The sequence below is a fragment of the Allomuricauda sp. ARW1Y1 genome, from assembly GCF_013407935.1.
Taxonomy (GTDB): domain Bacteria; phylum Bacteroidota; class Bacteroidia; order Flavobacteriales; family Flavobacteriaceae; genus Flagellimonas.
The window spans coordinates 549203-572229 of sequence record NZ_JACBZU010000002.1 but is presented as its reverse complement, the minus strand read 5'-3'; the positions used below and the strand labels follow the sequence as shown (position 1 = coordinate 572229).

Genomic DNA, 23027 nt, shown 5'->3' with positions numbered 1-23027 from the left:
AGTCAAATCTGTTGTTAATTTTTAAGAAAGAACTTAATAATGAAGAGGATAATTATAAAAGTTATGAAAGAAACAAGGATCCAAATGACGCCCTTGTAGTTCTTTTTGTGCAATTTTTTGTCTTTTCGGTAGGAAAGGGAGATGATTACAACAAAAGCGATGAAAAATAAGGCGGCAAAAATGAGCTGTCCCGTGCTGAACATATTTTATATTTTTATGCAAAGCTAAATCAAAATTAAGTAATGAAACGTAAAATTAAAGCAGTGGAGCTCTTTCACAATTCCTTTGGATTGGGAGTTTTGCAACAACCGAAAGCCAATTTAGGTCCCGAAAAGAATACATTGAGGTTTAATTTAATGGATGAGGAAAATAAGGAATACCTCGAGGCCGCGAACAGTGGCGACCTAGTGGAAGTGGCCGATGCTTTGGGCGATATGCTCTATATTTTGTGCGGAACCATTTTGGAGCATGGCATGCAATATAAAATAGAGGAGGTTTTTGAAGAGATTCAGCGAAGTAATATGAGCAAATTGGGTGCTGATGGAAAACCGATATATCGGGAAGATGGAAAAGTACTCAAAGGTCCCAATTATTTTAAACCGGATATACAGACCATCATGGATAAATAAAAAAGGCGCCATTTGGCGCCTTTTTTTATTCTTGTGAAACCACTTCTTGTCGCCATCCAAATGGGTCGGATGCACGGTTATATTGAATGTCCGTGATTCTTTTCTTTAAACGGGAAGCATAGCTTTCCTCCAATTCGGGCAAATCGTAATCCTTGCCGCTATAGCCAAAGCCCGAGATGGGGGATATGACCGCTGCGGTTCCAGCTCCGAACATTTCCTTTAGGGAGCCGTTCTTGGCGGCTTCCACCAATTCGTGTACCGAAATTTTTCTCACCTCGGTTGGAATCCCTTCGTCCTCAGCGATGTCCAAAATACTTTTTCTAGTGATTCCATCCAGGATACGGTCACTGGTCGGTGCCGTCAGGAGGGTATCATTAATACGTACAAAAACGTTCATGGCACCTGCTTCCTCAATAAACTCATGGGTATTGTCATCTGTCCATATCACCTGTTGGTATCCTTTGTCGGCGGCCAATTTGGTAGGATAGAACTGTCCAGCATAATTACCACCTGCCTTTGCATACCCAACGCCACCATTTGCGGCGCGCGAGTAGGTCTCTTCAATCAACACCTTGACCTTACCTGAAAAGTAGGAGCCCGAAGGTGCACAGGCGATTATGAATTTGTACTCATTGGCAGGGGAAGCGTGGAACCCATTTCCTGAGGCAAACACAAATGGTCTTATGTATAAGGAACTGCCTGGGTTTGTTGGAATCCAATCGCGCTCCAAATCGATAAGCGCGTTCAACCCTTCCATAAAGTAAGCTTCCGGAATTTCGGGAATGGCCAATCTTTTGGCGGATTTATTCAATCGAGCACAGTTTTGTTCCGGTCTAAAAAGCCATACCTTTCCATTCTCATCCTTGTAGGCCTTCATGCCTTCAAAAATGGACTGTCCGTAATGGAATATTTTTGCAGAAGGGTCTAAGGTGATGGGCTGGTAGGGAACAATCTTAGGGATTTCCCATTTTCCGTTTTTATAATCACAGACCAACATGTGGTCCGAATACACACTTCCAAAGGAAAGGTTGTCAAAATCCACCTGTTGGATCTTCGAAGACTTCGTTTTTTCTATCGCTATTTTATGGGCCACTGTTTCCATATCAGTTATATTTTCAGGCTAAAATTAGCTAATTATTGTTAGTTTTGGACTTTTCTCAAATCTAAATATGATACTTCATCTTAATTCATTTAAATCTTATCAAAAATGAGGGTTTTTAACATTTTCACTGTTGCACTTCTAGGTATTTGCTTGGTTTCCTGTAAGCAAGAGACCATGAAAGGAGATTATTTTGGCGAGGAATTTGCCATTTCCGACCAAGCATCAAAGACTGCCGCTCCGTATGATCAAATTGTGGGGAAAGATTCATTACAAACACAAGTGGTTGGGGAAATAAAAGAGGTTTGCCAAGCCAAAGGTTGCTGGATGAAAGTCCAATTGGAGTCGAACGAAGAAGTTTTTGTCCGTTTTAAGGATTACGGCTTTTTTGTGCCCAAGGATGCTGCCGGAAAAAGGGTGGTGATGAATGGAGCCGCCTTTTTTGAAGAAATGTCGGTAGAAGACCAAAGGCATTACGCCGAAGATGAAGGTGCATCGGAAGATGAGCTGGCCTTGATCACCTCACCAAAGAAAACGCTCAGGTTCGAGGCCGATGGTGTGCTGATCGAAAGTCAACCTTGAAACGAAAAATCATCACTACTGGAGATGGTTCCAAAACCATCCAAATAGAGGACTGGAACGAACAGTACCACTCCAAGCACGGCGCCATTCAGGAAGCGTACCACGTTTTTATCGAGCATGGCCTCAGATTGTTCAACAGCACTGAGGTCAAGCTTTTGGAAATTGGTTTTGGTACGGGACTTAACGCATTGATTACGCTGTTGGAAGCCCCCAAGTTGGAGCTCGTCATTGATTATGTCGGGGTGGAGGCATACCCCGTGTCCATGGAAGAAATTGAGGCCTTGAATTATGTACATCAGTTGGGAGTTGATAAACTGCAGGAGCCTTTCCAACACATGCACTCTTCACCATGGGAAAAGCACATCTCCATTGCTGATCACTTCTCACTTTGTAAGCAAAAGAAGGATTTTAAGGATATCGATGCCCAAAACTTGTTCAACCTTATTTATTTTGATGCCTTTGGGGCAAGGGTGCAGCCCGAGTTATGGACAGAGGAACTTTTTTCCAAGATGTATGAAGCCGCCAAACCCGGAGGTGTTTTGGTGACCTACGCCGCCAAAGGCAGTGTGCGTAGGGCCATGCAAGCAGTCGGTTTTGTCGTGGAAAGATTGCCCGGTCCACCAGGAAAAAGGGAAATGTTGAGGGCTACCAAACACGGCTAGTTGCCAACAATCTGTTAAGGAGAGTTCTTTGGGTGGTCATAAATTGTTTTAAAGTTTGAACAAATATGTTAAACCTAAATTAAGGTCTCATAAACAGTCGATTAAACCTATAACTTTGTGTCAAAGAATAGGATAGTATGAAGGTGTTGATAACAGGAGCGACGGGATTGGTCGGGCAGGCCATTGTAAAGGTGCTGCACCAAAAAGGCATTCCCGTAAATTATTTGACTACGAGCAAGGATAAAATTTCCACCGCGGAAGATTATACTGGTTTTTATTGGAATCCCGCTAAAGGGGAGATTGATTTGAAGTGTTTTGAGAATGTCCAGGCCATTATCAATTTGGCAGGGACCAGTATCGCCAAACGCTGGACTCCAGAGCACAAAAAAAAGGTGCTTTCCAGCAGAATCGATAGCTTGAGAACCCTTAAAAAGGGAGTGGAGCAGTCGGAGAGCCATGAGGTGGAATGTTTGGTATCTGCTTCGGCCATAGGAATTTATCCAGATTCCACCAGTGCCTATTACGATGAATCCACTACCGAGAGTGATAACGGTTTTTTAGGTGAAGTGGTGACCAAATGGGAGTCCGAAGCCGACACTTTTAAAGCATTGGATATTGACGTCGCCAAAATCAGGATAGGTTTGGTATTGTCCAAAGATGGAGGGGCCCTGCCCAAAATGGCCATGCCCGTTAAAAACTTTGTAGGTGCGCCCATTGGTAGCGGTGACCAATGGCAATCTTGGGTCCATATCGAGGATTTGGCCCAGTTGTTCGTGTTTGCCGTGGAAAACAATCTAACAGGAGTGTACAACGCAGTGGCGCCCAACCCGGTAACTAATACCAAGTTGACCAAGGAGCTCGCCAAAGTTTTGGAACGACCCTTGTGGTTGCCCAATGTGCCTGCCTTTGTGCTCAAAATAGTTTTAGGAAAAATGGCAACCCTCTTATTGGCCAGTCAACGAGTAAGTGGCAAAAAAATAGAGGAGGAGGGCTTCGTATTTCAGCATGCCAACATCTGTCAGGCACTTGAGGCCATTTATGCCTCCCATGAAAATGGTGTTGCGGCATCCCTGGAGGTATAATATCCGTGATACATTCGTTACAATGAGTTTGTCATTATAGAAAGACCGCTTCGGCGGCTTTTTTTATGTTTTGCGGTGACATTTTGACATTTTTAGACAATTGGCAGTACTTTTGCCATTTCAAATCCGAATAAAACAATAGAATATGAGCAATAAAAGTAAGGTTGAGGAAATGGAAGATGAGCCTAAAAAAGGGCAAACCGAAGAGAGTACTGAGCTGAACGATGAGCATATAGAGGGCGATACTGCCGAAGAAAACGAGGAGGAAAAATCCGAAGAGGAGCAGTTGCGCGAGGATTTGGCCAAGGAAAAGGAAAAATTTCTAAGGCTTTTTGCCGAGTTTGAAAACTACAAACGCAGAACATCCAAGGAGCGAATGGATCTGTTCAAAACGGCAGGACAAGAGGTCATGGTAGCACTGCTTCCCATTATGGACGATTTTGACAGAGCATTGAAAGAGCTTTCCAAGTCGGAGGACAAAGAAATGTTCAAGGGTGTGGAGCTTATCAGTAATAAGTTCAAGGAAACCCTTAAAAACAAGGGCTTGGAGGAAGTAGAAGTAAGTGCTGGGGACGCTTTTGATGCCGAGGTGCACGATGCCATCACCCAAATCCCCGCACCTGATAAAAAAATGAAAGGGAAAATTATCGATGTGGTGGAAAAGGGCTTCAAGTTGGGGGACCGCATCATTAGACACCCAAAAGTAGTAGTAGGAAACTAGAGTTTTATGAAGGAGGATTATTACGACATATTAGGAGTTTCCAAAGGAGCTTCGGCCGCAGAAATCAAAAAGGCCTACCGAAAAAAGGCAATTGAATTCCACCCGGATAAAAATCCAGGAGATGCCAAGGCGGAGGAAATGTTCAAAAAATCTGCCGAGGCTTACGAAGTTTTGGGCAACCCTGACAAAAGGGCAAAATACGACCAGTTTGGTCATGCCGCATTCGATGGAAGCGGCGGATTTGGCGGTGGCGGCATGAACATGGACGACATCTTTAGCCAATTTGGCGACATCTTTGGCGGTGCCTTTGGAGGCGGTGGCGGATTCAGCGGATTTGGCGGCTTTGGTGGCGGACAGCGCAGGGCCAAGGGCAGCAACCTTCGCATCCGCGTTAAATTGACACTGGAAGAAGTGGCCAATGGCGTGGAGAAAAAGGTGAAGGTGCGTCGTAAAAGACAAGCGGATGGGGTTACCTACAAAACCTGTCCCACCTGTAATGGTACTGGACAAATCACGAAAATCACCAACACCATTTTGGGCCGAATGCAAACGGCTACCACCTGTACCACTTGTGGTGGGGCAGGCCAGTCCATTGATAGTAGACCTGCAGGTGCCGATGCGCAAGGCCTTAAGGTAGAGGAAGAGACCGTATCCATTAAAATACCGGCCGGAGTGGAAGACGGGATGCAGCTCAAAGTTACCGGAAAAGGAAACGATGCACCAGGCAATGGCATCGCTGGTGACTTGCTTGTAGCCATTGAAACGGTGGAGCACGAAACCCTAAAACGTGAGGGAGACAACCTGCATTACGATTTGTACATCAGTATCCCCGAAGCCGTGTTGGGCAGTTCAAAGGAAATTGATGCTATCGGCGGCAAAGTACGGATCAAATTGGAGCCGGGACTTCAATCCGGAAAAATTTTGAGACTACGTGGAAAAGGTATCAATAGCCTTAATGGTTATGGTGCGGGGGATTTATTGGTCCACGTAAATGTGTGGACCCCAAAAACGGTGAACAAGGAACAGAAGGAATTTTTTGAGCGCATGCAAGACGATGAAAACTTCGCTCCAAGGCCCGAAAAATCGGATAAATCCTTTTTTGAAAAGGTAAAAGATATGTTCTCTTAAAATTTAGAACTGTCTGTTTAAATAAAAAACGTATATTTGAAACTGATGTTGGGTGACCGATATCTAATTTTCTTTTTCATAGCAATTTTTTTCCCATCCTTGATTCTTTTAAGGGTGGGTTTTTGTTTTTAGGGAAAATGTAGGTATGCCGCAAATGCATATCTTTGAAAAAATTGTTTACATGGATCATATCCTTGTTGCCAAAAATGTGACCAAAACGTATGGTGACTACACAGCGTTGAGCAACATTTCGCTTCAAATTCCCAAGAATTGTATTTATGGACTTTTAGGTCCGAATGGAGCCGGCAAAACCTCATTTATCCGAATCATCAATCAAATCACTTACCAAGATACTGGCGAACTTTGGCTCAATGGCGAGCCCTTGGCCCCGAAGCATATTGCGTCCATTGGCTATTTGCCCGAGGAGCGCGGGTTGTACAAGAGCATGAAGGTAGGCGAACAGGCACTCTACTTGGCACAATTGAAAGGATTGACCAAGGCAGAGGCCAAAGTGCGATTGGCTCATTGGTTCGACCGTCTGAATATTGGCGACTGGTGGGACAAGAAGATTCAGGAACTCTCCAAAGGGATGGCCCAAAAGATTCAGTTTATCGTCACTGTATTGCACGAGCCCAAATTGCTGATTTTTGATGAACCTTTTAGTGGTTTTGATCCCATCAATGCCAATATCATAAAGGATGAAATATTACGGTTGAAGGAAAATGGTACTTCCATTATTTTTTCTACCCATCGCATGGAATCCGTGGAGGAGCTTTGCGAGTACATCGCGCTGATTCACAAATCGGAAAAAATTCTGGACGGCAAGCTATCCGATATCAAAAGAGCCTATAAAAACAATATTTTCAATGTAGGCGTGCATATAGAAAAGGATGCCGATGCCTTTCTAAAGTCTTTGGAAGAGAAATTCAATATTCTTTCCTCGGAAATCGACCCTATGGAGCATCAATTGAACTTCAAGGTACAATTGCCTTCGGACCATACCGGGGAGATTCTGGCAGCACTTTCAAAAGTGTCAAACATCAATAGGTTCGAGGAAACCATACCTTCGGCCAACGATATTTTTATTCAAACCGTAAATAGCAAGGACAATGGCAAGTAAGCTTGGGCTGATCATAAAACGCGAATATTTGGCCAAAGTGCGGAATCGTTCCTTTATCGTGATGACGATTTTGAGCCCGATTCTTATTGTGGGAATGATTGTGCTTATCGCTTTTTTGACCAAGATCAATGATGATGAAACACGCGTAATCACCATTTTGAACGAAAGCACTTTTTATCGAGATGCGTTTAAGCCATCCAAGAATATATCTTTCTTGCAATTCAATGACTTGACGGTAGAACAGGCCAAGGACTCTACAAATGCTTTGGAGTATTATGGTTTGCTGCACATTCCTGAAGGGGCAACCGTTGAGGAAGTTGCCAGGTCGGCCTTTCTTTTCACCAAGGACAACCCTAATACTTCGGTCACCAAGGAATTGGAGAACGTTTTTCAAAACCGTTTGCGACAGGAGCGTTTACAAAAATTGGGAGTAACACCCGAACAGTTTTCGAGTGTTGAAAAGCCATTTGAAATCAATCTTTCCACTTTTGATGGGGAGCGTAGCATTCGAGGGGTCAATGAAATTAAAGCCATTATTGGCGGCAGCTTTGGCTATGCCATTATGATGTTCATCATTATTTACGGCGGTTTTGTGATGCGGAGTGTGATCGAGGAAAAGACCAGCCGAATCATTGAAGTGATCATATCATCCGTAAAACCATTTCAGTTGATGCTGGGAAAAATTATCGGTAATTCCTTGGCTGGAGTGACCCAATTTTCCATTTGGATTGTATCTGCATCAGCTTTGCTGTTTGTTGCCGTATTGATTTTTGGGATAGACCTAAGTGCCTTATCGGAGAACAATGCTATGCCCCCCAACGCTATGGGAGGCATGTCCGAAGTGGGAGGTATGGACGGAAAAATGCTTTTATATGCCAAGGAAATTTATGGCATCCCGTGGGGATTGCTCATTATTTCGTTCTTTATCTACTTTGTACTTGGTTATTTGATCTATAGTTCCATTTATGCGGCCATTGGTGCGGCTGTGGACAATGAGACCGATACGCAGCAATTTATTTTCCCCATTATATTACCTTTAATGTTGGCTATTTATGTTGGATTCTTTTCCGTGTTCAGCAATCCGCATGGGCCCATTGCAGTAGGGTTTTCATTATTCCCGTTGACCTCGCCCATTGTAATGCTGATGCGTTTGCCCGGAGGTATAGGGGAAGGAGGCGTACCCTTATGGCAGTTTATAGTGTCCATTTCACTATTGATTGTGACTTTTTTAGGAATAGTGTCGTTAGCGGCAAAGATTTATAGAACGGGTATCTTGATGTACGGTAAGAAGCCTACATACAAGGAATTGTTTAAATGGTTGAGATATAAATAGGAGTATGCAAGACGGAACGGAAGACATAAAGGAAATAATCAAGGAAGATGTTTGGGGGTCCATTAAAAACTTTTTGGACCTTGGATTTCATATTGGCGAAGGGGAAAAGGCCATAGACCTTACCATTGGACTTCTATTGCTCTTAACAGTCACTATTGTGGTGGTAAAATTTCTCCTAAAATGGCTGCGGTACATCTTTACCCGTAAAATGCAGCAGGAGGATAAACAAAAGTTTACCAGCGTATTCAAGTTTATCAATTATGTCATCTATATCATTGCTGTACTTGTAACCTTAAGTGCGGCGGGTGTTGATATTACTTTGGTGATTACTGCCTCCGCGGCCCTTTTTGTTGGTTTGGGTCTCGCCCTGCAAGAACTTTTCAAGGATGTCTTGGGCGGAATTTTTATCATTATTGACAAATCCCTTCAAGTCGGCGATGTGGTCGAAGTGGATGGCAAAGTAGGTAAGGTGTTCGAGATAAAGCTCAGGACCACAAGAGCCATCACAAGGGATGATAAGGTGTTGATCCTGCCCAATCATAAGTTTATCAGCGATATTGTTTATAACTATACCCAAAATCACAGGACCACCAGGGAAAGAGTGAGTGTTGGGGTCGCGTATGGCAGTGACGTGGATTTAGTGACCAAAATTTTGGAAGAGGTGGCATCGACCCAAAAGCAAGTGCTCAAAAACCCAAAGCCTTTTGTACTTTTTGAGGACTTTGGAGATTCCGCACTGATTTTTTCCATATACTTCTTTACCAACGACACCTTTCGAGATCCTAGGATAAAAAGTGAAATGCGCTATAAAATAAATACCAAATTCAAGGAGAACAACGTTACTATACCGTTCCCGCAGCGCGACGTACATATTTTTCAGCCAAAACAATAGAAAGCGATAAAAACCTCAGCCCACCATAATACACTCTGGAAGTCATTGGCTTTCGTTGTAATGCTTTGCAGTTCTGTATTAAGTGCTCAGAGTACGGATATTTTTCGAGTGGAATACCTCAATATCCCGGAAAACGATAGCGGTGTAAAGACACAACGCTATAAAGCATTGCTCAATTTTCCCATTCAATTGAACGATAACAAGGATTACCTCGTAACTGGCGCCGAATACAACCGTTTTGATATGGGATATTCCGCGGACTTGCCGTTTGATAAAAAAGAGATGATCAGGTTCCATGTGATCGACTTTAACTTGGGAATGGTCAAAAAATGGAACGAGAATTGGAATGTAGTGGCCATTTTAACCCCAAGGATAGCCTCCAATTTATTGGATGGAGTATCTCAGGACGATTTTTTTATGAACGCCTCCGCAGCTTTTTGGAAGGAAAAACCAAAGGCCGATAAGCCTTTCAGGATAGTTTTGGGGCTTACGTATAACAGTACCACGGGGATTCCTGTGCCGCTGCCACTGATTCATTATTATAGAAAGTTCCATCCAGATTGGTCTTTTGTTATGGGCGTTCCAAAATCCAATCTAAAATATCATTTCAACGAAAAGCACAGTTTGGAGTTGGCACTGTTCTTGGATGGTTACTTTTTGAACCTTCAAAACGATATTATTTTGGATAACGGATTGGCAGCTTCCCGAATTTCCTTCAATACCTTGGTGGGCAGTTTGGGGTATCAATATAACCTGTCCAAGAGCATGTCCTTTTTTGCGATTGCCGGAAGCAGTGTCTACCAAGAAGGCAAATTGAGGGACAAAGATCGCGGCGAGGTGTTTTTATTCAATAACGATTGGAATTTTTATATTAGAACAGGCTTCAAAATCGGATTATTTTAAATAGCAGCATATGTCAAAAATACTGGTAATAGAGGACGAATCGGCAATTAGAAGGGTATTGGTCAAAATATTGGCCGAAGAAAACGATAGCTACAATGTGGTAGAGGCAGAGGATGGCCTGGCCGGTATGGAAGTTATCAAAAAGGAAGATTTTGACCTAGTGCTGTGCGATATCAAAATGCCAAAAATGGACGGTGTGGAAGTGCTAGAAGCCGCCAAAAAGATAAAGCCCGAGATTCCTTTTATCATGATTTCTGGTCACGGTGATTTGGATACAGCGGTAAATACCATGAGGTTGGGGGCGTATGACTATATTTCCAAGCCACCGGATTTGAACCGGTTGCTTACCACAGTTCGCAATGCACTCGAACGAAAAGAACTTGCCGTGGAGAACAAGGTGCTCAAGAAAAAAGTCTCCAAAAATTACGAGATGATCGGCGAGAGCAAGGAAATCGAAGCCATTAAAGAAATGATAGAAAAAGTGGCTCCAACGGATGCAAGGGTGCTCATCACTGGTTCCAACGGCACCGGAAAGGAACTGGTGGCCCACTGGGTACACCAAAAAAGCCCACGTTCCTCTTCCCCGTTTGTTGAGGTCAATTGTGCCGCCATCCCATCCGAGTTGATAGAAAGTGAATTGTTTGGCCATGTAAAGGGTGCGTTTACTTCGGCAGTAAAAGATAGGGCTGGAAAGTTTGAAGCAGCCAATAAGGGAACCATTTTTCTAGATGAAATTGGAGATATGAGTCTTTCTGCGCAGGCCAAGGTGCTTCGGGCATTGCAGGAGAATAAAATCAGCAGGGTCGGTTCCGATAAGGACATCAAAGTGGATGTTCGCGTACTTGCAGCCACAAATAAAGATTTAAAGAAAGAAATTGAGGACGGAAAATTCCGGGAGGACCTCTATCACCGTTTAGCGGTTATTTTGATCAAGGTTCCCTCATTGAACGATAGGAGGGACGATATTCCGTTATTGATAGAACATTTTTCCAAAAAAATCGCTTCCGAACAGGGAACGGCCCAAAAGAGCTTTTCCAAAAAGGCCATTGATCTCCTCAAAAGTTATGACTGGACAGGTAACGTTCGGGAATTGCGAAACGTGGTCGAGCGCTTGATCATTCTAGGTGGTAAGGAGGTATCCGAGGAAGATGTAAAACTCTTCGCCAGTAAGTAATCAGTTGCAATCGCCCAATTGTTGCAGGGCCTCTTGTGTCAAGGTCTTCACTCTTTGGTGGTATTCCTTTTTATGCTGTGATAACTCGGTGTTCAATAAAATCAGTCGGGATTCTTCATAAATATTGGTGATAAATCGGTGCGCATCCGCGCAATCCACTTCGGTCACCACTTTCTCCAAGGAGGATTCAAATCCCAGTAAACACTGATGCACCTGTTTTTTTACGGCGGAACCTTGGGTCAAAAACATCCCATCTTGAAAATCAATTGCACTTTTAGTGTTCAGCACCAAAACGTTGCTGCCATATTCGCTAGAGGTCTCCTGTGCAAAGGCATTAAGCACGTTGCCACCGATAGTCGCCGTTTCCAAAGCCTTGTGCAAAGCGGATTTCGATTTTTTCAAGTCGCTGGATTTGGTTGCCGACTTTAAGTGGGTCAGGGTGTTTTCCAAACTCTCCAGAGCGCCTTCGCAACCGCAATCCAGAAAGTTTTCCCTGGTCTTTTCAATACCGTTGAGTGCTTTGTAGGCATGGTACTTTGCCATTTGCAAGGCATCTGCCATGATGGCTTCCTGAATTTTGCTTTTGATATATTCCAAGTTGGAACTAGCATATTGGCAGGCATTGGCCGGCTTGGAAAAGGATGTCATAATAAAGAGGCCCATGGCGAGCCCCACAAGTAGGATACTCTTTGAGGTTTTCATAACGCTATACAGATTTGGGACGTGGCGTCATTGATTTTCATAAAGTTACATTTTCATCCGTTGGGCGGACAAATAGATCGATTAAATCCCGATCTTGAGGTATAAGTGGTCAAACCATCGATGAACTGCACTTTTTCAAAGGGCTTGAAGGAATAATCAAAAAGAAGTATATTCAGTCCTATGAAAGAAATCGACACAGAAAAGTATCGGGTCAAAGGAGATGTCCGTTTGTCCGAAATAGCTACCTATCAGGATTTTGGTGCCTCCAAGGATGAGCTCAAAGACCAATTAAAGGATATTAGAAAGGACCTCGGCGATTTTCAGGATACGCTTTACGCCCATGGAAAATATGGGGTTTTGGTCTGCCTGCAGGGAATGGATACGGCAGGGAAGGACAGTTTGATTCGGGAAGTATTCAAGGATTTCAATGTGAGGGGAGTGGTGGTACACAGCTTCAAAGTGCCATCCACCAAAGAAAAGAAACACGATTACCTTTGGCGACACTACATCGCCTTACCAGAAAGAGGCAAGTTTTCTGTGTTCAACCGGACCCATTATGAAAATGTGCTAGTGACCAAAGTCCACCCAGAATATATTTTGGCCGAAAACATTCCAAAAATTGATTCGGTGGAAGATATAGACGAAGCTTTTTGGGAAAGGCGCTATGAGCAGATCAATGCCTTCGAAAAGCATATTTCGGAGAACGGGACCATTATATTCAAGTTTTTTCTACATCTGTCCAAAGAAGAGCAACGCCATCGGTTGTTGCGACGCATCCGTTTAAAGCAGAAAAACTGGAAGTTTTCACCCGGGGATTTGGAAGAACGCAAACTCTGGGACAACTATGTGGCTTGCTATGAGGAAGCATTGGGTAAGACTTCCAAGGAACACGCTCCTTGGTTTGTGATTCCAGCTGATAACAAAAAGGCGGCGAGAGTGATTGTGGCATCCATTCTTATGGAAGCGTTAAAAAAGTACAAAGATATCGAGGAACCTGAGTTGGACGATGAAATAAAGGCTAATTTAGAAATCTTTAAACAGGAATTGGAAAAAGAAACCACATGAGAACCGTACTACTTTTGGCCTTTTTGATGGTCAGTACCCCCTTTTTAGCCCAAACGGAGGATGAGAAACAGATAAAGGCCATCTACGATGAGGCATTGACCAATGGGAAGGCCTATGATTGGCTGAATTACCTCTCCAACCAGATTGGTGGGCGACTTTCGGGATCCGTACAGGCTCAACAGGCGGTAGACTATACCAAGGCCCAATTGGACTCGTTGGGACTGGACAAGGTTTGGCTACAACCCGTAATGGTGCCCAAATGGGTAAGGGGCATTCCTGAATTTGCCTACTTTGAAACCAAACCTGGACTAACGACCAATGTGCCGATTTGTGCTCTCGGAGGTTCCGTAGCCACCCCAGATGGTGGCCTTAAGGCCAATGTAGTGGAAGTAATGGGGATTGAGGACTTGGAAAAATTGGGACGCAACCAAATTGAAGGGAAGATTGTCTTTTATAACCGGCCTATGGACCCAACGCTCATAAATACTTTTGCCTCCTATTCCGGATGTGTGGACCAGCGATATTCTGGTGCAGCAGAAGCAGCCAAGTTCGGCGCGGTCGGTGTCATAGTCCGTTCCATGAACCTTCGGTTGGACGATTATCCACATACCGGATCTATGGGATACGGAGATATGCCTGTCAATCAACGAATACCGGCGGCAGCCATCAGCACCAACGGAGCGGAGTTGCTGAGTACTACCTTAAAATTAAATCCTAACGCCAAGTTTTATTTCAAACAAAACTGTAAGCAACTGGAAGATGTGCAATCCTACAATGTAATCGGGCAGATTACGGGAAGTACCTACCCTGATGAAATTATGGTGGTCGGCGGACATTTGGATTCCTGGGATTTGGGTGACGGTTCCCACGATGATGGTGCAGGATGCGTACAGAGTATGGATGTGCTTCGACTTTTAAAAGAGACTGGGTACCGTCCGAAGCGAACCTTGCGTGTAGTTCTTTTTATGAACGAGGAAAACGGACTTCGAGGCGGAAACAAATATGCCGAGGTGGCACGTAGCAAAAATGAAAGGCACATTTTCGCCTTGGAAAGTGATTCTGGCGGATTCACGCCCAGAGGTTTTTCCATTGATGCCAATCCCGAAAATATCCAACAGATCCAAGGTTGGAAGGATTTGTTTGAACCCTATCTGATACATTTATTTTACGAAGGTGGAAGTGGGGCGGATATTGGACCTTTAAAAGATGAAGGAATCGTTTTGGCAGGATTGCGTCCCGATTCCCAACGGTACTTTGACCACCACCATGCCGAAAACGACACTTTTGAGCACGTGAACAAGCGCGAATTGGAGTTGGGAGCGGCCACCATGGCCAGTTTGGTTTATTTGATAGATAAGTATGGAACCATACCAACCAAAAAGATAAAAGGATAAACAGGGTAGATTTCGAACAAAAATTCGTCAGTTCGAGTTCGTTTTCGCATCAAAGTGTAGAAAATGAGTATCTAGAGCGGTTGTTATTGAAGTTTTAGGCCTTGTTGGCTTTTCTCATACGCTTGGGGCCGTACCACAGCCAAAACCCGGTGATGGTAAAAATCAGTAAGGAAATCCCCATTACAGAGGTGTAAATCAGTTTGAAATATCCCTCCGAACCTAGATAGTCGTCTACCAAAGACCCATCATGAATGTTTTCCAAAAAATCGGACCTTCGTTTGCCGATGGAAAGCACACTTCCTGTGGCGCCATCCAATTGTATCTCATAAAAAGAGTCCACAAATACAAATTTTACAGATCCCTTTTCTTTCCGCATATCAATACGGTCTATTTCCAAAGAAAGTTCTGTTGATACTTCACTATGTAAGGTCGAGCAGGCAATGGTGTGCAAACTGTCCACAGGCAACCATTGTTTTAGGTCGGCTGTTGTTCCCTTTTGAGTTTCGGGAAGGATATAGCCGCTGGAATTCTTCTTCCAGCCCAACAATAGTCCTGAAATGGATATGAAAAAGAAAAAAATAAAGAGTAAAGCCCCTGTGGTTCGGTGTACTTTTCGAAATATGCGTAATACTTTGGCCTGCTTCTTCCGTTTGCCCATTCTTGCCCATTAAAAACCCTAAATATCCATAAATTTTATGGAACGCAAACAGGAGGGTTCCAGCAATTTTTGGCAGATGCTCCGCATTTAACAAAAATTTTGGAAAACTGGCGTTTGGATGCTCTTTAAAGGGAAATTACAATTAACTGCCGGCGAAGGGAGTTCCGAATACTCCAACAGCCAATTCTGCCCAGACCAAAAGGAATATGGCCACAAAAACGGTGATGGCAATTACTCTTTTGGATAGGGTTTTGGCTTTTCTCAGTGCAAAGTCAATTGAAAAACCCAAGGCCAATAACAATCCGCCAGCTACCACAAAATCGAACAACGACCATTGTACATCGGGTGAGAACTGCATAGCTATGAAGGGTATGGCTAGCAATACCAAAATGGAAGATAGAATGATGGTTTGTCTTGTACTTATGGTCATGGCATCTTTATTTATAAAGCTAAAGTAAGATATAACTTGCTGTGCTGAAAATAAATAAGGAAAAATTAACTTTAGATGTAGTAGAGCTACTAGGGGTTAAGTACTACCGATACCCATCATTCAAACCAAAACCTTCAATGATCATAGGTATTATTTTCTCCAACCTTCGCAATTTGGTTTTTTCCTGTTTGGCTTCGGAAATATGTTCGCTAAACTCTTTCTGTTTGTAAGGGGATAGCCCTTTGAAAGCTTGGTGCAGTGTAGGGTCTTTTTTGAATTCAGAAAGCAGTAATTCGGGGATGACCACCTCTTTCGTTTTCTCCGCCTTTACTTCCATTCCTTTTTTCTGGTTATCCAATGCTTCCTTCATGTAAGACAGGACAATTTGTTCATCCACTGCTTCCAAACTTTGAAACTTCCAGTGTCGCATGCCCTTTGTTTTGCCTTTTTGTGCATTTTCCAAGACATTTTTCGGGTCCTTTAAAAACACACCGTTAAAAAACCAAACCCCAAAGTGGTTCTTGAACTTACAGATACCAAAAACGTTTTTCCCGTTGAGCGTATACACGGGAATACTCCATTTAAAATCTTCCTTGGCTTCCGTTTTCAACGCTATTTTTCTTAGCATGCCGATACCTTTCTTAAACGGATGCTCTTTTTCGTAGTACGTTTCCAGTTTTTCCAATTTGTCCATATCTACTTGATTTGAATGGCGGTAAGTTCGCAGATTTTAACAATGACCATCACTGCCTTTTGCATACTTTCCAAAGGAACGTACTCGTATTTACCATGAAAATTATGTCCGCCGGCAAAAATATTGGGGCAGGGCAACCCCATAAAACTCAGTTGCGAACCATCGGTACCCCCTCGAATAGGCTTGATGATGGGCTCAATTTGAAGCGATTTCATGGCTTCCTCGGCAATCTCTACAATATGAAAAACAGGTTCAACTTTTTCACGCATGTTCTTGTACTGGTCCTCGATGGTAAGGTCGATGAATTCCCCATACTTTTTATTGAGCTTTGCTTTGATGTCGTTCAATAAATCTTTCCTCGCCTGAAAATGAACGGCGTCATGGTCACGAATGATGAGGTCTATCTCCGCCTTTTCAATTTCCCCTTTGATTTTGTGCACGTGGAAAAAGCCTTCCCTGCCGGTGGTATGTTCGGGAACTTCACTGGGAGGTAGGTGGGTCAAGAAATCGTTGGCAATCCCAATGGCGTTTACCATTTTATTCTTGGCATAGCCCGGGTGGACACTTTTACCGGTAATGGTAATTTTGGCCTTTGCGGCATTAAAGTTTTCATATTCCAGTTCGCCCACTTGGCTGCCGTCCATGGTATAGGCCCATTCCGCACCAAACTTTTCCACATCAAACTTATGGGCGCCGCGTCCAATTTCCTCATCTGGCGTAAAGGCAATTCTAATTTTACCGTGTTTTATTTCTGGATGCTGAATCAAGTATTCCATAGCCGTGATAATTTCGGCAATACCTGCTTTGTCATCGGCTCCCAACAAGGTGGTGCCATCTGTAGTGATCAAAGTTTGGCCTTCGTAGACTTTAAGGTCCTCAAAATAATTGGGAGAAAGCACAATATTGTTCAAACGGTTTAGGATGATGTCCTTTCCGTCATAATTTTCGATAATCTGTGGCTTTACATTTCTACCCGAGAAATCAGGAGAGGTATCAAAATGTGAAATAAACCCAATGGTGGGAACTTTTTTATCGATATTGCTGGGCAATGTCGCCATGATGTAGGCATTCTCGTCAATCGAAACCTCCTGCATGCCGATTTGGTGTAGTTCCATCACCAATTTTTTGGCCAAGTCCCACTGCTTTTCTGTGCTGGGGGTGGTTTGGGAATACGGGTCGCTTTGCGTATCGGTAGTGACATATTCCAAAAAACGGGGCAATAATTTTTCCATGGTTGAGTTGCTTTTCATCAAAAATACAGCTTATTCAAACGCTATTTTACCAATTAAAGCCATTAATAAGTATCTTTCCTTAACCTAAATGTATACTGAAGTTGAAAGCGACTATTTTTTTCCTTTATCTGATGTGCGGGTTTTGCGGTATGGCCCAAATGGACTGTATTTTGGGCGTGGGCGGCCGTGACAACGAAGCCATTATCAAAGTGTTTGAACTTACCGAGGAGCAACAGGAAAACCTGAAAAACTGGAGTGCCGAGGTAAGGGTAAGGAACGATGTTTTTAAGGAAAAGGCCAAATATCTGATGAAGCAGAACGAGGAAAGCTCCCCCGAGGTGCTTATCGAAGTGTCCAAAAAATATCAATCTTACATTGATAGCATGGCAAATAATGTCCGTTTGATTGACAAGCGTTTGCTGGGTACCTTCAGCCAGGCACAATATGATAGGTACTTGAAGTTATGCAGTCAATTGACCTTGCGCCCCATCTACATTAATAGGTCTGTTGACGAAAATTGACCGAAATGGCAAGAACTGTTTGAAGAGTTTTTATTTTTGTGCAAAATCCAATTGGAATGTACAAATACCTGATTCGCCCGGTACTTTTTTTGTTTGACCCCGAGGCCGTGCACCACTTTTCTTTTAGGGCCATCAAATTCTTTTCCATATTGGGATTGGGCGGGTTGTTCAGAAAAATATTTGTCGTAAACGACCGCAGATTGGAGCGTGAGGTATTTGGAGTAAAATTCAAAAATCCGGTGGGTCTTGCCGCCGGTTTTGATAAGGATGCCAAATTGTACAACGAATTTTCCGATTTTGGCTTTGGCTTCGTGGAAATAGGAACGGTGACGCCCAAGCCGCAACCCGGAAATCCCAAAAAACGGTTGTTCCGTTTGCGGGATGACCAAGCGATTATCAACCGCATGGGGTTTAACAATAAAGGTGTTTTTGATGCCGTGGAACAGCTTAAGAAAAAGCATCGGGTCATCGTGGGCGGAAATATTGGTAAGAACAAGGTTACCCCGAATGACGAAGCCTTAAAGGATTATCTGATTTGTTTTGAGGCACTGTTTGAGCATGTGGATTATTTTGTGGTGAATGTGAGCTCTCCCAATACGCCCGGACTTAGGGAGTTACAGGACAAAGAACCTTTGACAAAGCTGCTCAAAAAGCTGAAACATCAAAATAAGAAATTGGCAAAGAGCCATCAAAAGAAGGAAAAGCCAATTTTATTGAAAATAGCGCCGGACTTAACGGATGACCAGTTGTTGGACATCATCGAAATTGTGGCAGATACGAAAATTGATGGGGTCATCGCCACCAACACCACCATTGCACGCCAAAATCTAAAATCCCACCTTACCTTAACGGAAGAAATGGGTGGGCTCAGCGGAAAACCACTGACCAATCGAAGTACCGAGGTAATTCGGTTTTTATCGGAAAACAGCAGAAAGGCATTTCCCATCATAGGGGTTGGGGGCATCCATGCTCCCGAAGATGCACTGGAAAAATTGGAAGCAGGGGCCGATTTGGTTCAGCTCTATACCGGGTTCATTTATGAAGGTCCGGGACTCATTAAAAAAATCAACAAGGCCATTTTGGAAAAAATGGCGTAGGAACCATGGAAAGCCTAGCGATATTTTTGGAAACCATCCATTATCCCATATTGATAGGTTTCTTCCTGTCCGCTCTTGCCTTGGCCCTTTCCCCCGGTCCCGATAATATTTTTGTGCTCACCCAAAGTATGGGTCATGGAACAAAATCGGGCTTGGCCGTTGTCTTTGGTCTCGTTTCTGGCTGTTTGGTGCATACGACCTTATTGGCCTTTGGGGTTTCGGAGATTATCAAACGGAGCGACGCTCTCTTTTTTATCATCAAATTGTTCGGAGCGCTGTACTTATTGTTTTTGGCGATGAAGGTCTACAAAAGTGATGCGTCCATTTCATTGGAGGATGGAAAAAGTGCCCAAAAATCGGGGAAGAAGCTGTTTTGGACCGGTTTTACCATGAATGTGCTCAACCCCAAGGTGACCATATTCTTTCTTGCGTTTTTCCCGGGTTTTCTATTCAGTGAAACAGTGAATACCGTGGTTCAATTCTATGTGTTAGGGTTGATTTTTATGCTTTCGGCCACCCTAGTTTTTAGCACGATTGCTTTCTTGGCGGGCTCCATTTCCAATTATCTGAAGCACCATAAGAAAGCGGGACTTTACTTAAAATGGATGCAGATCATTGTTTTTGTAGGGATTGCCATTTATCTATTTGTATCGGATAAATAAGTGCTATTTTTACGGAAGCTTATGCCACAGGTAAAACTCATAGAATGTCCCAGAGACGCCATGCAGGGAATAAAGACCCATATTCCTGCCAAGGAAAAGGCGAAGTACATCCAATCTTTGCTGGGCTGCGGCTTTGACACCATCGATTTTGGAAGTTTTGTATCGCCAAAGGCCATTCCACAAATGCAGGATACCTCAGAAGTGTTGGGACTATTGGACCTTTCCCGTACCCAGAGCAAACTGTTGGCCATCGTTGCCAATGTTCGTGGGGCACAAGATGCCTGTGAGCACGAAGCCATCCACTATTTGGGCTTTCCTTTTTCCATTTCCGAGAACTTTCAAATGCGGAACACGCATAAAACTATTGACCAATCCGTGGAAACCTTGAAGGGTATTCTGGAATTGGCGGATAAGCATGGCAAGGAAGTAGTCACTTACATCTCCATGGGGTTTGGAAATCCCTATGGAGACCCTTGGAACGTGGAGATAGTAGGGGAGTGGACCGAAAAACTGGCGGAAATGGGAACTCGTATCCTTTCCCTATCTGATACGATAGGCAGTTCCACCCCGGAAGTAATCGATTATCTGTTTTCCAATTTGATTCCCAAATATCCGGATATTGAATTTGGGGCCCATTTGCACACTACCCCCACAAAATGGCATGAGAAAGTGGATGCAGCCTACAAAGCAGGCTGTCGTCGTTTTGATGGCGCTGTTCAAGGCTTTGGTGGTTGTCCCATGGCCAAGGATGAGCTTACTGGGAATATGCCGACGGAAAAGATGTTGTCCTATTTTACCGAGCAAAAAGCGGATACAGGGGTCAATTGGATGGTGTTCGAGGCAGCCTTCAACAAGGCAACTGAGCTATTTTCGGTATACCACTAAAAAAAGGCACCCCGAAGAGTGCCTTTATCTACTATCCTTTAGGAACAACTATTAATATCGAAGTTCGATACCTGCGTAAATCCCAAAGGGATGTCCGGGTCTTAGCCCTGCGGGAACTCTGGCCACCGCATAGGTTTCATCCAACAAGTTGATGGCATTCGCAGTGAGGGCCAAATGCTTGTTGAATCGGTATCGTCCACCAAGGTCCACAATAAAGTTGGAGGCCACTTTTTCATCGACTGGAATAGGGCCACTTCCTGCCAAAGTTCTAAACGCACCATTGTACCTTCCGCTGAGGTTGATTTCAAAATTTTGATGCTCAAGGGATAGGGCTGCATTGAACTGATGTTTTGCAATATAAGGAAGCTCATCACCGGAATTTACTTCGCCCCAAATATCATTTTCACTACCAAAACTGTTTAAAAACTCCGTATCGGTCAAGGTATAGCCAAAGGTAAAGGGAAGTTGCAGATTGGGGTTGTTCTCCAAGAAATTGTAGTTGAGCAATACTTCAATACCTTGAACTTTTACTTCTCCAGCGTTGAATTGGTCCAAAGAACCCGTTCCCCCGGTAGCAGCAAGGTCGCTACCCAAAAGATTGCTATAATCATTGTAAAAGCCGACCAGTTCCCCAGAGATTCCAGCAATAGAAAAGCGGCTTCCCAATTCGTAATTGATACTTTCTTCGGGATTTTCCCCAGGTTGATTGCTAGGTGGTGAAAAGCCTTTGTGAACTCCGCCAAATACAGATAGTTTATCAAAATTATAATTGAAGCCGATACCTGGGATAAAGACATCGACCTTGTTTTGTCGTTCAGAAATATCCGTGCCTTCACGAGAGATGTCATCCGTCCCATAGTCCAATCGCTCCAAAGAGATATTCTCGTAACGAAGCCCGGGGGTCAGGGTCAAATCGTTGATCTTCACTTTGTACATCGCATAAGAGGCAAAGGCCCTTGCGCTACTGATGCGGTTGGCATTGGTTCCGGGAATACCAGCATTGACCAATTGCATATTGCCGTTCACCATAGCATAATCGTCTATCCATTGAAAGCGGTCCTCTTCGTCATAATGGTAGCGCAATCCAATTTCCAAATCATGGTACGTGTTCTCCCCGTTCCAGTGGTAGTCCAATTTGGTCTGAACTCCAGTGGATAGATAATCACGATTGTTATTTCGGGCATTGAGGAAATCGTCTCCATCACTGTCAACAGCACCTGTCACCAAATCAATGTAGCTATCAAAAGTCGTAGGGTCGCTAAATATGTTTCCAATTCCTTGACGCTCCCCGTCAACGGTTACGAAGTCAACCTTGTACCAATTGCGGCTAAAATCGTTGTAATAACCAATGGTCGTGATTCGGAATTGGTCACTAAACTTTAGGGCATGGGTACCCATCACCTGAAAATGCTCCGTATTCATTTGGTCGTTTTGGGAGCCTGCATAACGGCGGAAAGGATCTGCATCAAAATCTTCCTGGGTCAAACCAAGATAGGTTTCATTGGAAGTTTCATCCGAATACTGGAATTTCACTTCAAACTCTTGCCCCAAAGGAGCCTCGGGATTGGTATTGATTTTGAATTTGGCCACGAGGTCATTTTTATCAAAACCGGTATTATCCCCATTTTCAAGATTTTTGAATCCGTTGGAATTGTAGTTGAGGTATTCCACGGCATAACCAAAATTTTTCTGGGTATCCCCCAGTTGTGCATGGATACGGCCACTTTGGAAACTTCCGTAACTACTGTTTAAAAATATGCCAAAATCATCCGGAACTTCAGTGGAAATCATATTGATGGCTCCGCCAGTAGTGTATGGACCGTATTGTACTTGACTGCTTCCTTTCAGAATTTCCACGGCCTGCATACGGGCTATGGTAGGGAAATAATAGGCCGATGGAGCACTGTAGGGGGCCGGGGCGATAAGAACGCCATCTTCCATCAATGTGATTTTTGAGCTTCTTTCAGGAGAGGTTCCCCGCAAACTGATGTTGGGCCTTAGGCCAAATCCATCCTCTTCATAAATATTGACCCCTGGCACAGAACGCAGGGTGCGGTTGATATCGGTATAATTAAACTTTTTGATTTCCTCTGGAGAAAGGTAGTACGAAGAGCCAGTCCGGTTTTTGGCGACAAACTTGCTTCCGAAAATAACCTTGGCGGAAAGGACTACTTCGCTCAATTGAATGGTTGATGAATCGGTTGAAATCGGGTTTTGCTGTCCAAAAAAAGTTAGACAACTCAATAGTGCAATGGTAAGGGATAATCTGCGCATAACGTTAATTAAGACTTATTTTAAATAAGTGTTAGTTTTGGTCGGCAAATGTATGAGGTCTTGTAGAGAAAACAAACTTTATTTAGAA

25 protein-coding genes are annotated in these 23027 nt (G+C 43.6%); 17 read left to right on the top strand and 8 right to left on the bottom strand.

Annotated features, from left to right (window positions below; translation table 11 throughout):
* Positions 1-14 precede the first annotated feature (14 nt).
* Positions 15-203 carry a hypothetical protein gene (locus GGE08_RS16085; RefSeq protein WP_257023969.1) on the bottom strand — a complete coding sequence of 63 codons (189 nt, stop codon included), beginning with the start codon at positions 201-203 and terminating at the stop codon, positions 15-17.
* A gap of 39 nt (positions 204-242) precedes the next feature.
* Between GGE08_RS16085 and GGE08_RS07385 the strand changes: the two genes are divergently transcribed.
* Positions 243-629: a nucleoside triphosphate pyrophosphohydrolase family protein gene (locus GGE08_RS07385; protein WP_179384255.1), complete on the top strand. Its 387-nt coding sequence runs from the start codon at positions 243-245 to the stop codon at positions 627-629.
* Between the two features lie 25 nt (positions 630-654).
* On the opposite strand, the gene GGE08_RS07380 is transcribed toward GGE08_RS07385, so the two are convergent.
* Positions 655-1731 carry a branched-chain amino acid aminotransferase gene (locus GGE08_RS07380; protein WP_179384254.1) on the bottom strand — a complete coding sequence of 359 codons (1077 nt, stop codon included), beginning with the start codon at positions 1729-1731 and terminating at the stop codon, positions 655-657.
* Between the two features lie 105 nt (positions 1732-1836).
* Here GGE08_RS07380 and GGE08_RS07375 point away from each other — a divergent pair, with 105 nt between their 5' ends.
* The 10 genes from GGE08_RS07375 (at position 1837) to GGE08_RS07330 (ending at position 11325) form a co-directional block, all read left to right on the top strand.
* Entirely contained in the window at positions 1837-2310 is a 474-nt protein-coding gene (locus GGE08_RS07375) for a DUF4920 domain-containing protein (protein ID WP_179384253.1), read from the top strand.
* Positions 2307-2972 (top strand): tRNA (5-methylaminomethyl-2-thiouridine)(34)-methyltransferase MnmD, encoded by a 666-nt coding sequence (gene mnmD, locus GGE08_RS07370; RefSeq protein WP_179384252.1) that lies wholly within the window; start codon positions 2307-2309, stop codon positions 2970-2972. Before GGE08_RS07375 ends, mnmD begins: the two co-directional genes overlap by 4 nt.
* A gap of 137 nt (positions 2973-3109) precedes the next feature.
* Positions 3110-4054, top strand: coding sequence for a TIGR01777 family oxidoreductase (locus GGE08_RS07365; RefSeq protein WP_179384251.1), 945 nt, complete (start codon positions 3110-3112; stop codon positions 4052-4054).
* A gap of 145 nt (positions 4055-4199) precedes the next feature.
* A complete protein-coding gene (locus GGE08_RS07360) occupies positions 4200-4775 on the top strand; it encodes a nucleotide exchange factor GrpE (RefSeq protein WP_179384250.1) in 576 nt (191 codons plus the stop codon).
* Between the two features lie 6 nt (positions 4776-4781).
* Positions 4782-5903 (top strand): molecular chaperone DnaJ, encoded by a 1122-nt coding sequence (gene dnaJ / locus GGE08_RS07355; protein ID WP_179384249.1) that lies wholly within the window; start codon positions 4782-4784, stop codon positions 5901-5903.
* 181 nt (positions 5904-6084) lie between these two features.
* Positions 6085-7023 carry an ABC transporter ATP-binding protein gene (locus GGE08_RS07350; RefSeq protein ID WP_179384248.1) on the top strand — a complete coding sequence of 313 codons (939 nt, stop codon included), beginning with the start codon at positions 6085-6087 and terminating at the stop codon, positions 7021-7023.
* Complete coding sequence (locus GGE08_RS07345) at positions 7013-8356, top strand: ABC transporter permease (protein ID WP_179384247.1); 1344 nt, start codon at positions 7013-7015, stop codon at positions 8354-8356. Before GGE08_RS07350 ends, GGE08_RS07345 begins: the two co-directional genes overlap by 11 nt.
* Positions 8357-8360: 4 nt before the next feature.
* A complete protein-coding gene (locus tag GGE08_RS07340; protein WP_179384246.1) occupies positions 8361-9248 on the top strand; it encodes a mechanosensitive ion channel family protein in 888 nt (295 codons plus the stop codon).
* Positions 9249-9308: 60 nt separating this feature from the next.
* Positions 9309-10151: a DUF6268 family outer membrane beta-barrel protein gene (locus GGE08_RS07335; protein WP_218847510.1), complete on the top strand. Its 843-nt coding sequence runs from the start codon at positions 9309-9311 to the stop codon at positions 10149-10151.
* Positions 10152-10161: 10 nt separating this feature from the next.
* Entirely contained in the window at positions 10162-11325 is a 1164-nt protein-coding gene (locus GGE08_RS07330) for a sigma-54-dependent transcriptional regulator (RefSeq protein WP_179384245.1), read from the top strand.
* On the opposite strand, the gene GGE08_RS07325 is transcribed toward GGE08_RS07330, so the two are convergent.
* Positions 11326-12027 carry a hypothetical protein gene (locus GGE08_RS07325; RefSeq protein ID WP_179384244.1) on the bottom strand — a complete coding sequence of 234 codons (702 nt, stop codon included), beginning with the start codon at positions 12025-12027 and terminating at the stop codon, positions 11326-11328.
* Positions 12028-12207: 180 nt separating this feature from the next.
* Between GGE08_RS07325 and GGE08_RS07320 the strand changes: the two genes are divergently transcribed.
* Together GGE08_RS07320 and GGE08_RS07315 are read left to right on the top strand one after the other, a co-directional pair.
* On the top strand, positions 12208-13092 hold the full coding sequence (locus GGE08_RS07320) for a PPK2 family polyphosphate kinase (RefSeq protein ID WP_179384243.1): 885 nt from the start codon (positions 12208-12210) through the stop codon (positions 13090-13092).
* Complete coding sequence (locus GGE08_RS07315; RefSeq protein WP_179384242.1) at positions 13089-14486, top strand: M28 family peptidase; 1398 nt, start codon at positions 13089-13091, stop codon at positions 14484-14486. Before GGE08_RS07320 ends, GGE08_RS07315 begins: the two co-directional genes overlap by 4 nt.
* Positions 14487-14580: 94 nt before the next feature.
* On the opposite strand, the gene GGE08_RS07310 is transcribed toward GGE08_RS07315, so the two are convergent.
* The 4 genes from GGE08_RS07310 to pepT all read right to left on the bottom strand — a co-directional run bounded on the left by GGE08_RS07310 (position 14581) and on the right by pepT (position 17500).
* Complete coding sequence (locus GGE08_RS07310; RefSeq protein ID WP_179384241.1) at positions 14581-15144, bottom strand: PepSY domain-containing protein; 564 nt, start codon at positions 15142-15144, stop codon at positions 14581-14583.
* Positions 15145-15286: 142 nt separating this feature from the next.
* The gene (locus GGE08_RS07305) at positions 15287-15574 is read right to left on the bottom strand and encodes a hypothetical protein (protein WP_179384240.1); all 288 of its coding nucleotides are present in this window, start codon (positions 15572-15574) and stop codon (positions 15287-15289) included.
* 103 nt (positions 15575-15677) lie between these two features.
* Entirely contained in the window at positions 15678-16268 is a 591-nt protein-coding gene (locus GGE08_RS07300) for a YdeI/OmpD-associated family protein (RefSeq protein ID WP_179384239.1), read from the bottom strand.
* Positions 16269-16270: 2 nt separating this feature from the next.
* A complete protein-coding gene (gene pepT / locus GGE08_RS07295) occupies positions 16271-17500 on the bottom strand; it encodes a peptidase T (protein ID WP_179384573.1) in 1230 nt (409 codons plus the stop codon).
* Positions 17501-17601: 101 nt separating this feature from the next.
* Between pepT and GGE08_RS07290 the strand changes: the two genes are divergently transcribed.
* Genes GGE08_RS07290 through GGE08_RS07275 form a run of 4 tightly spaced genes read left to right on the top strand, consistent with a single transcriptional unit; the run spans position 17602 to position 20665 of the window.
* Entirely contained in the window at positions 17602-18021 is a 420-nt protein-coding gene (locus GGE08_RS07290; RefSeq protein WP_179384238.1) for a hypothetical protein, read from the top strand.
* 56 nt (positions 18022-18077) lie between these two features.
* Positions 18078-19118: a quinone-dependent dihydroorotate dehydrogenase gene (locus GGE08_RS07285; protein ID WP_179384237.1), complete on the top strand. Its 1041-nt coding sequence runs from the start codon at positions 18078-18080 to the stop codon at positions 19116-19118.
* Positions 19119-19123: 5 nt separating this feature from the next.
* Positions 19124-19780 carry a LysE family translocator gene (locus GGE08_RS07280; RefSeq protein ID WP_179384236.1) on the top strand — a complete coding sequence of 219 codons (657 nt, stop codon included), beginning with the start codon at positions 19124-19126 and terminating at the stop codon, positions 19778-19780.
* Positions 19781-19801: 21 nt separating this feature from the next.
* Positions 19802-20665 (top strand): hydroxymethylglutaryl-CoA lyase, encoded by an 864-nt coding sequence (locus tag GGE08_RS07275; RefSeq protein WP_179384235.1) that lies wholly within the window; start codon positions 19802-19804, stop codon positions 20663-20665.
* 51 nt (positions 20666-20716) lie between these two features.
* Here GGE08_RS07275 and GGE08_RS07270 read toward each other — a convergent pair whose 3' ends face one another.
* Positions 20717-22939, bottom strand: coding sequence for a TonB-dependent receptor domain-containing protein (locus tag GGE08_RS07270; RefSeq protein WP_179384234.1), 2223 nt, complete (start codon positions 22937-22939; stop codon positions 20717-20719).
* Positions 22940-23027 lie beyond the last annotated feature (88 nt).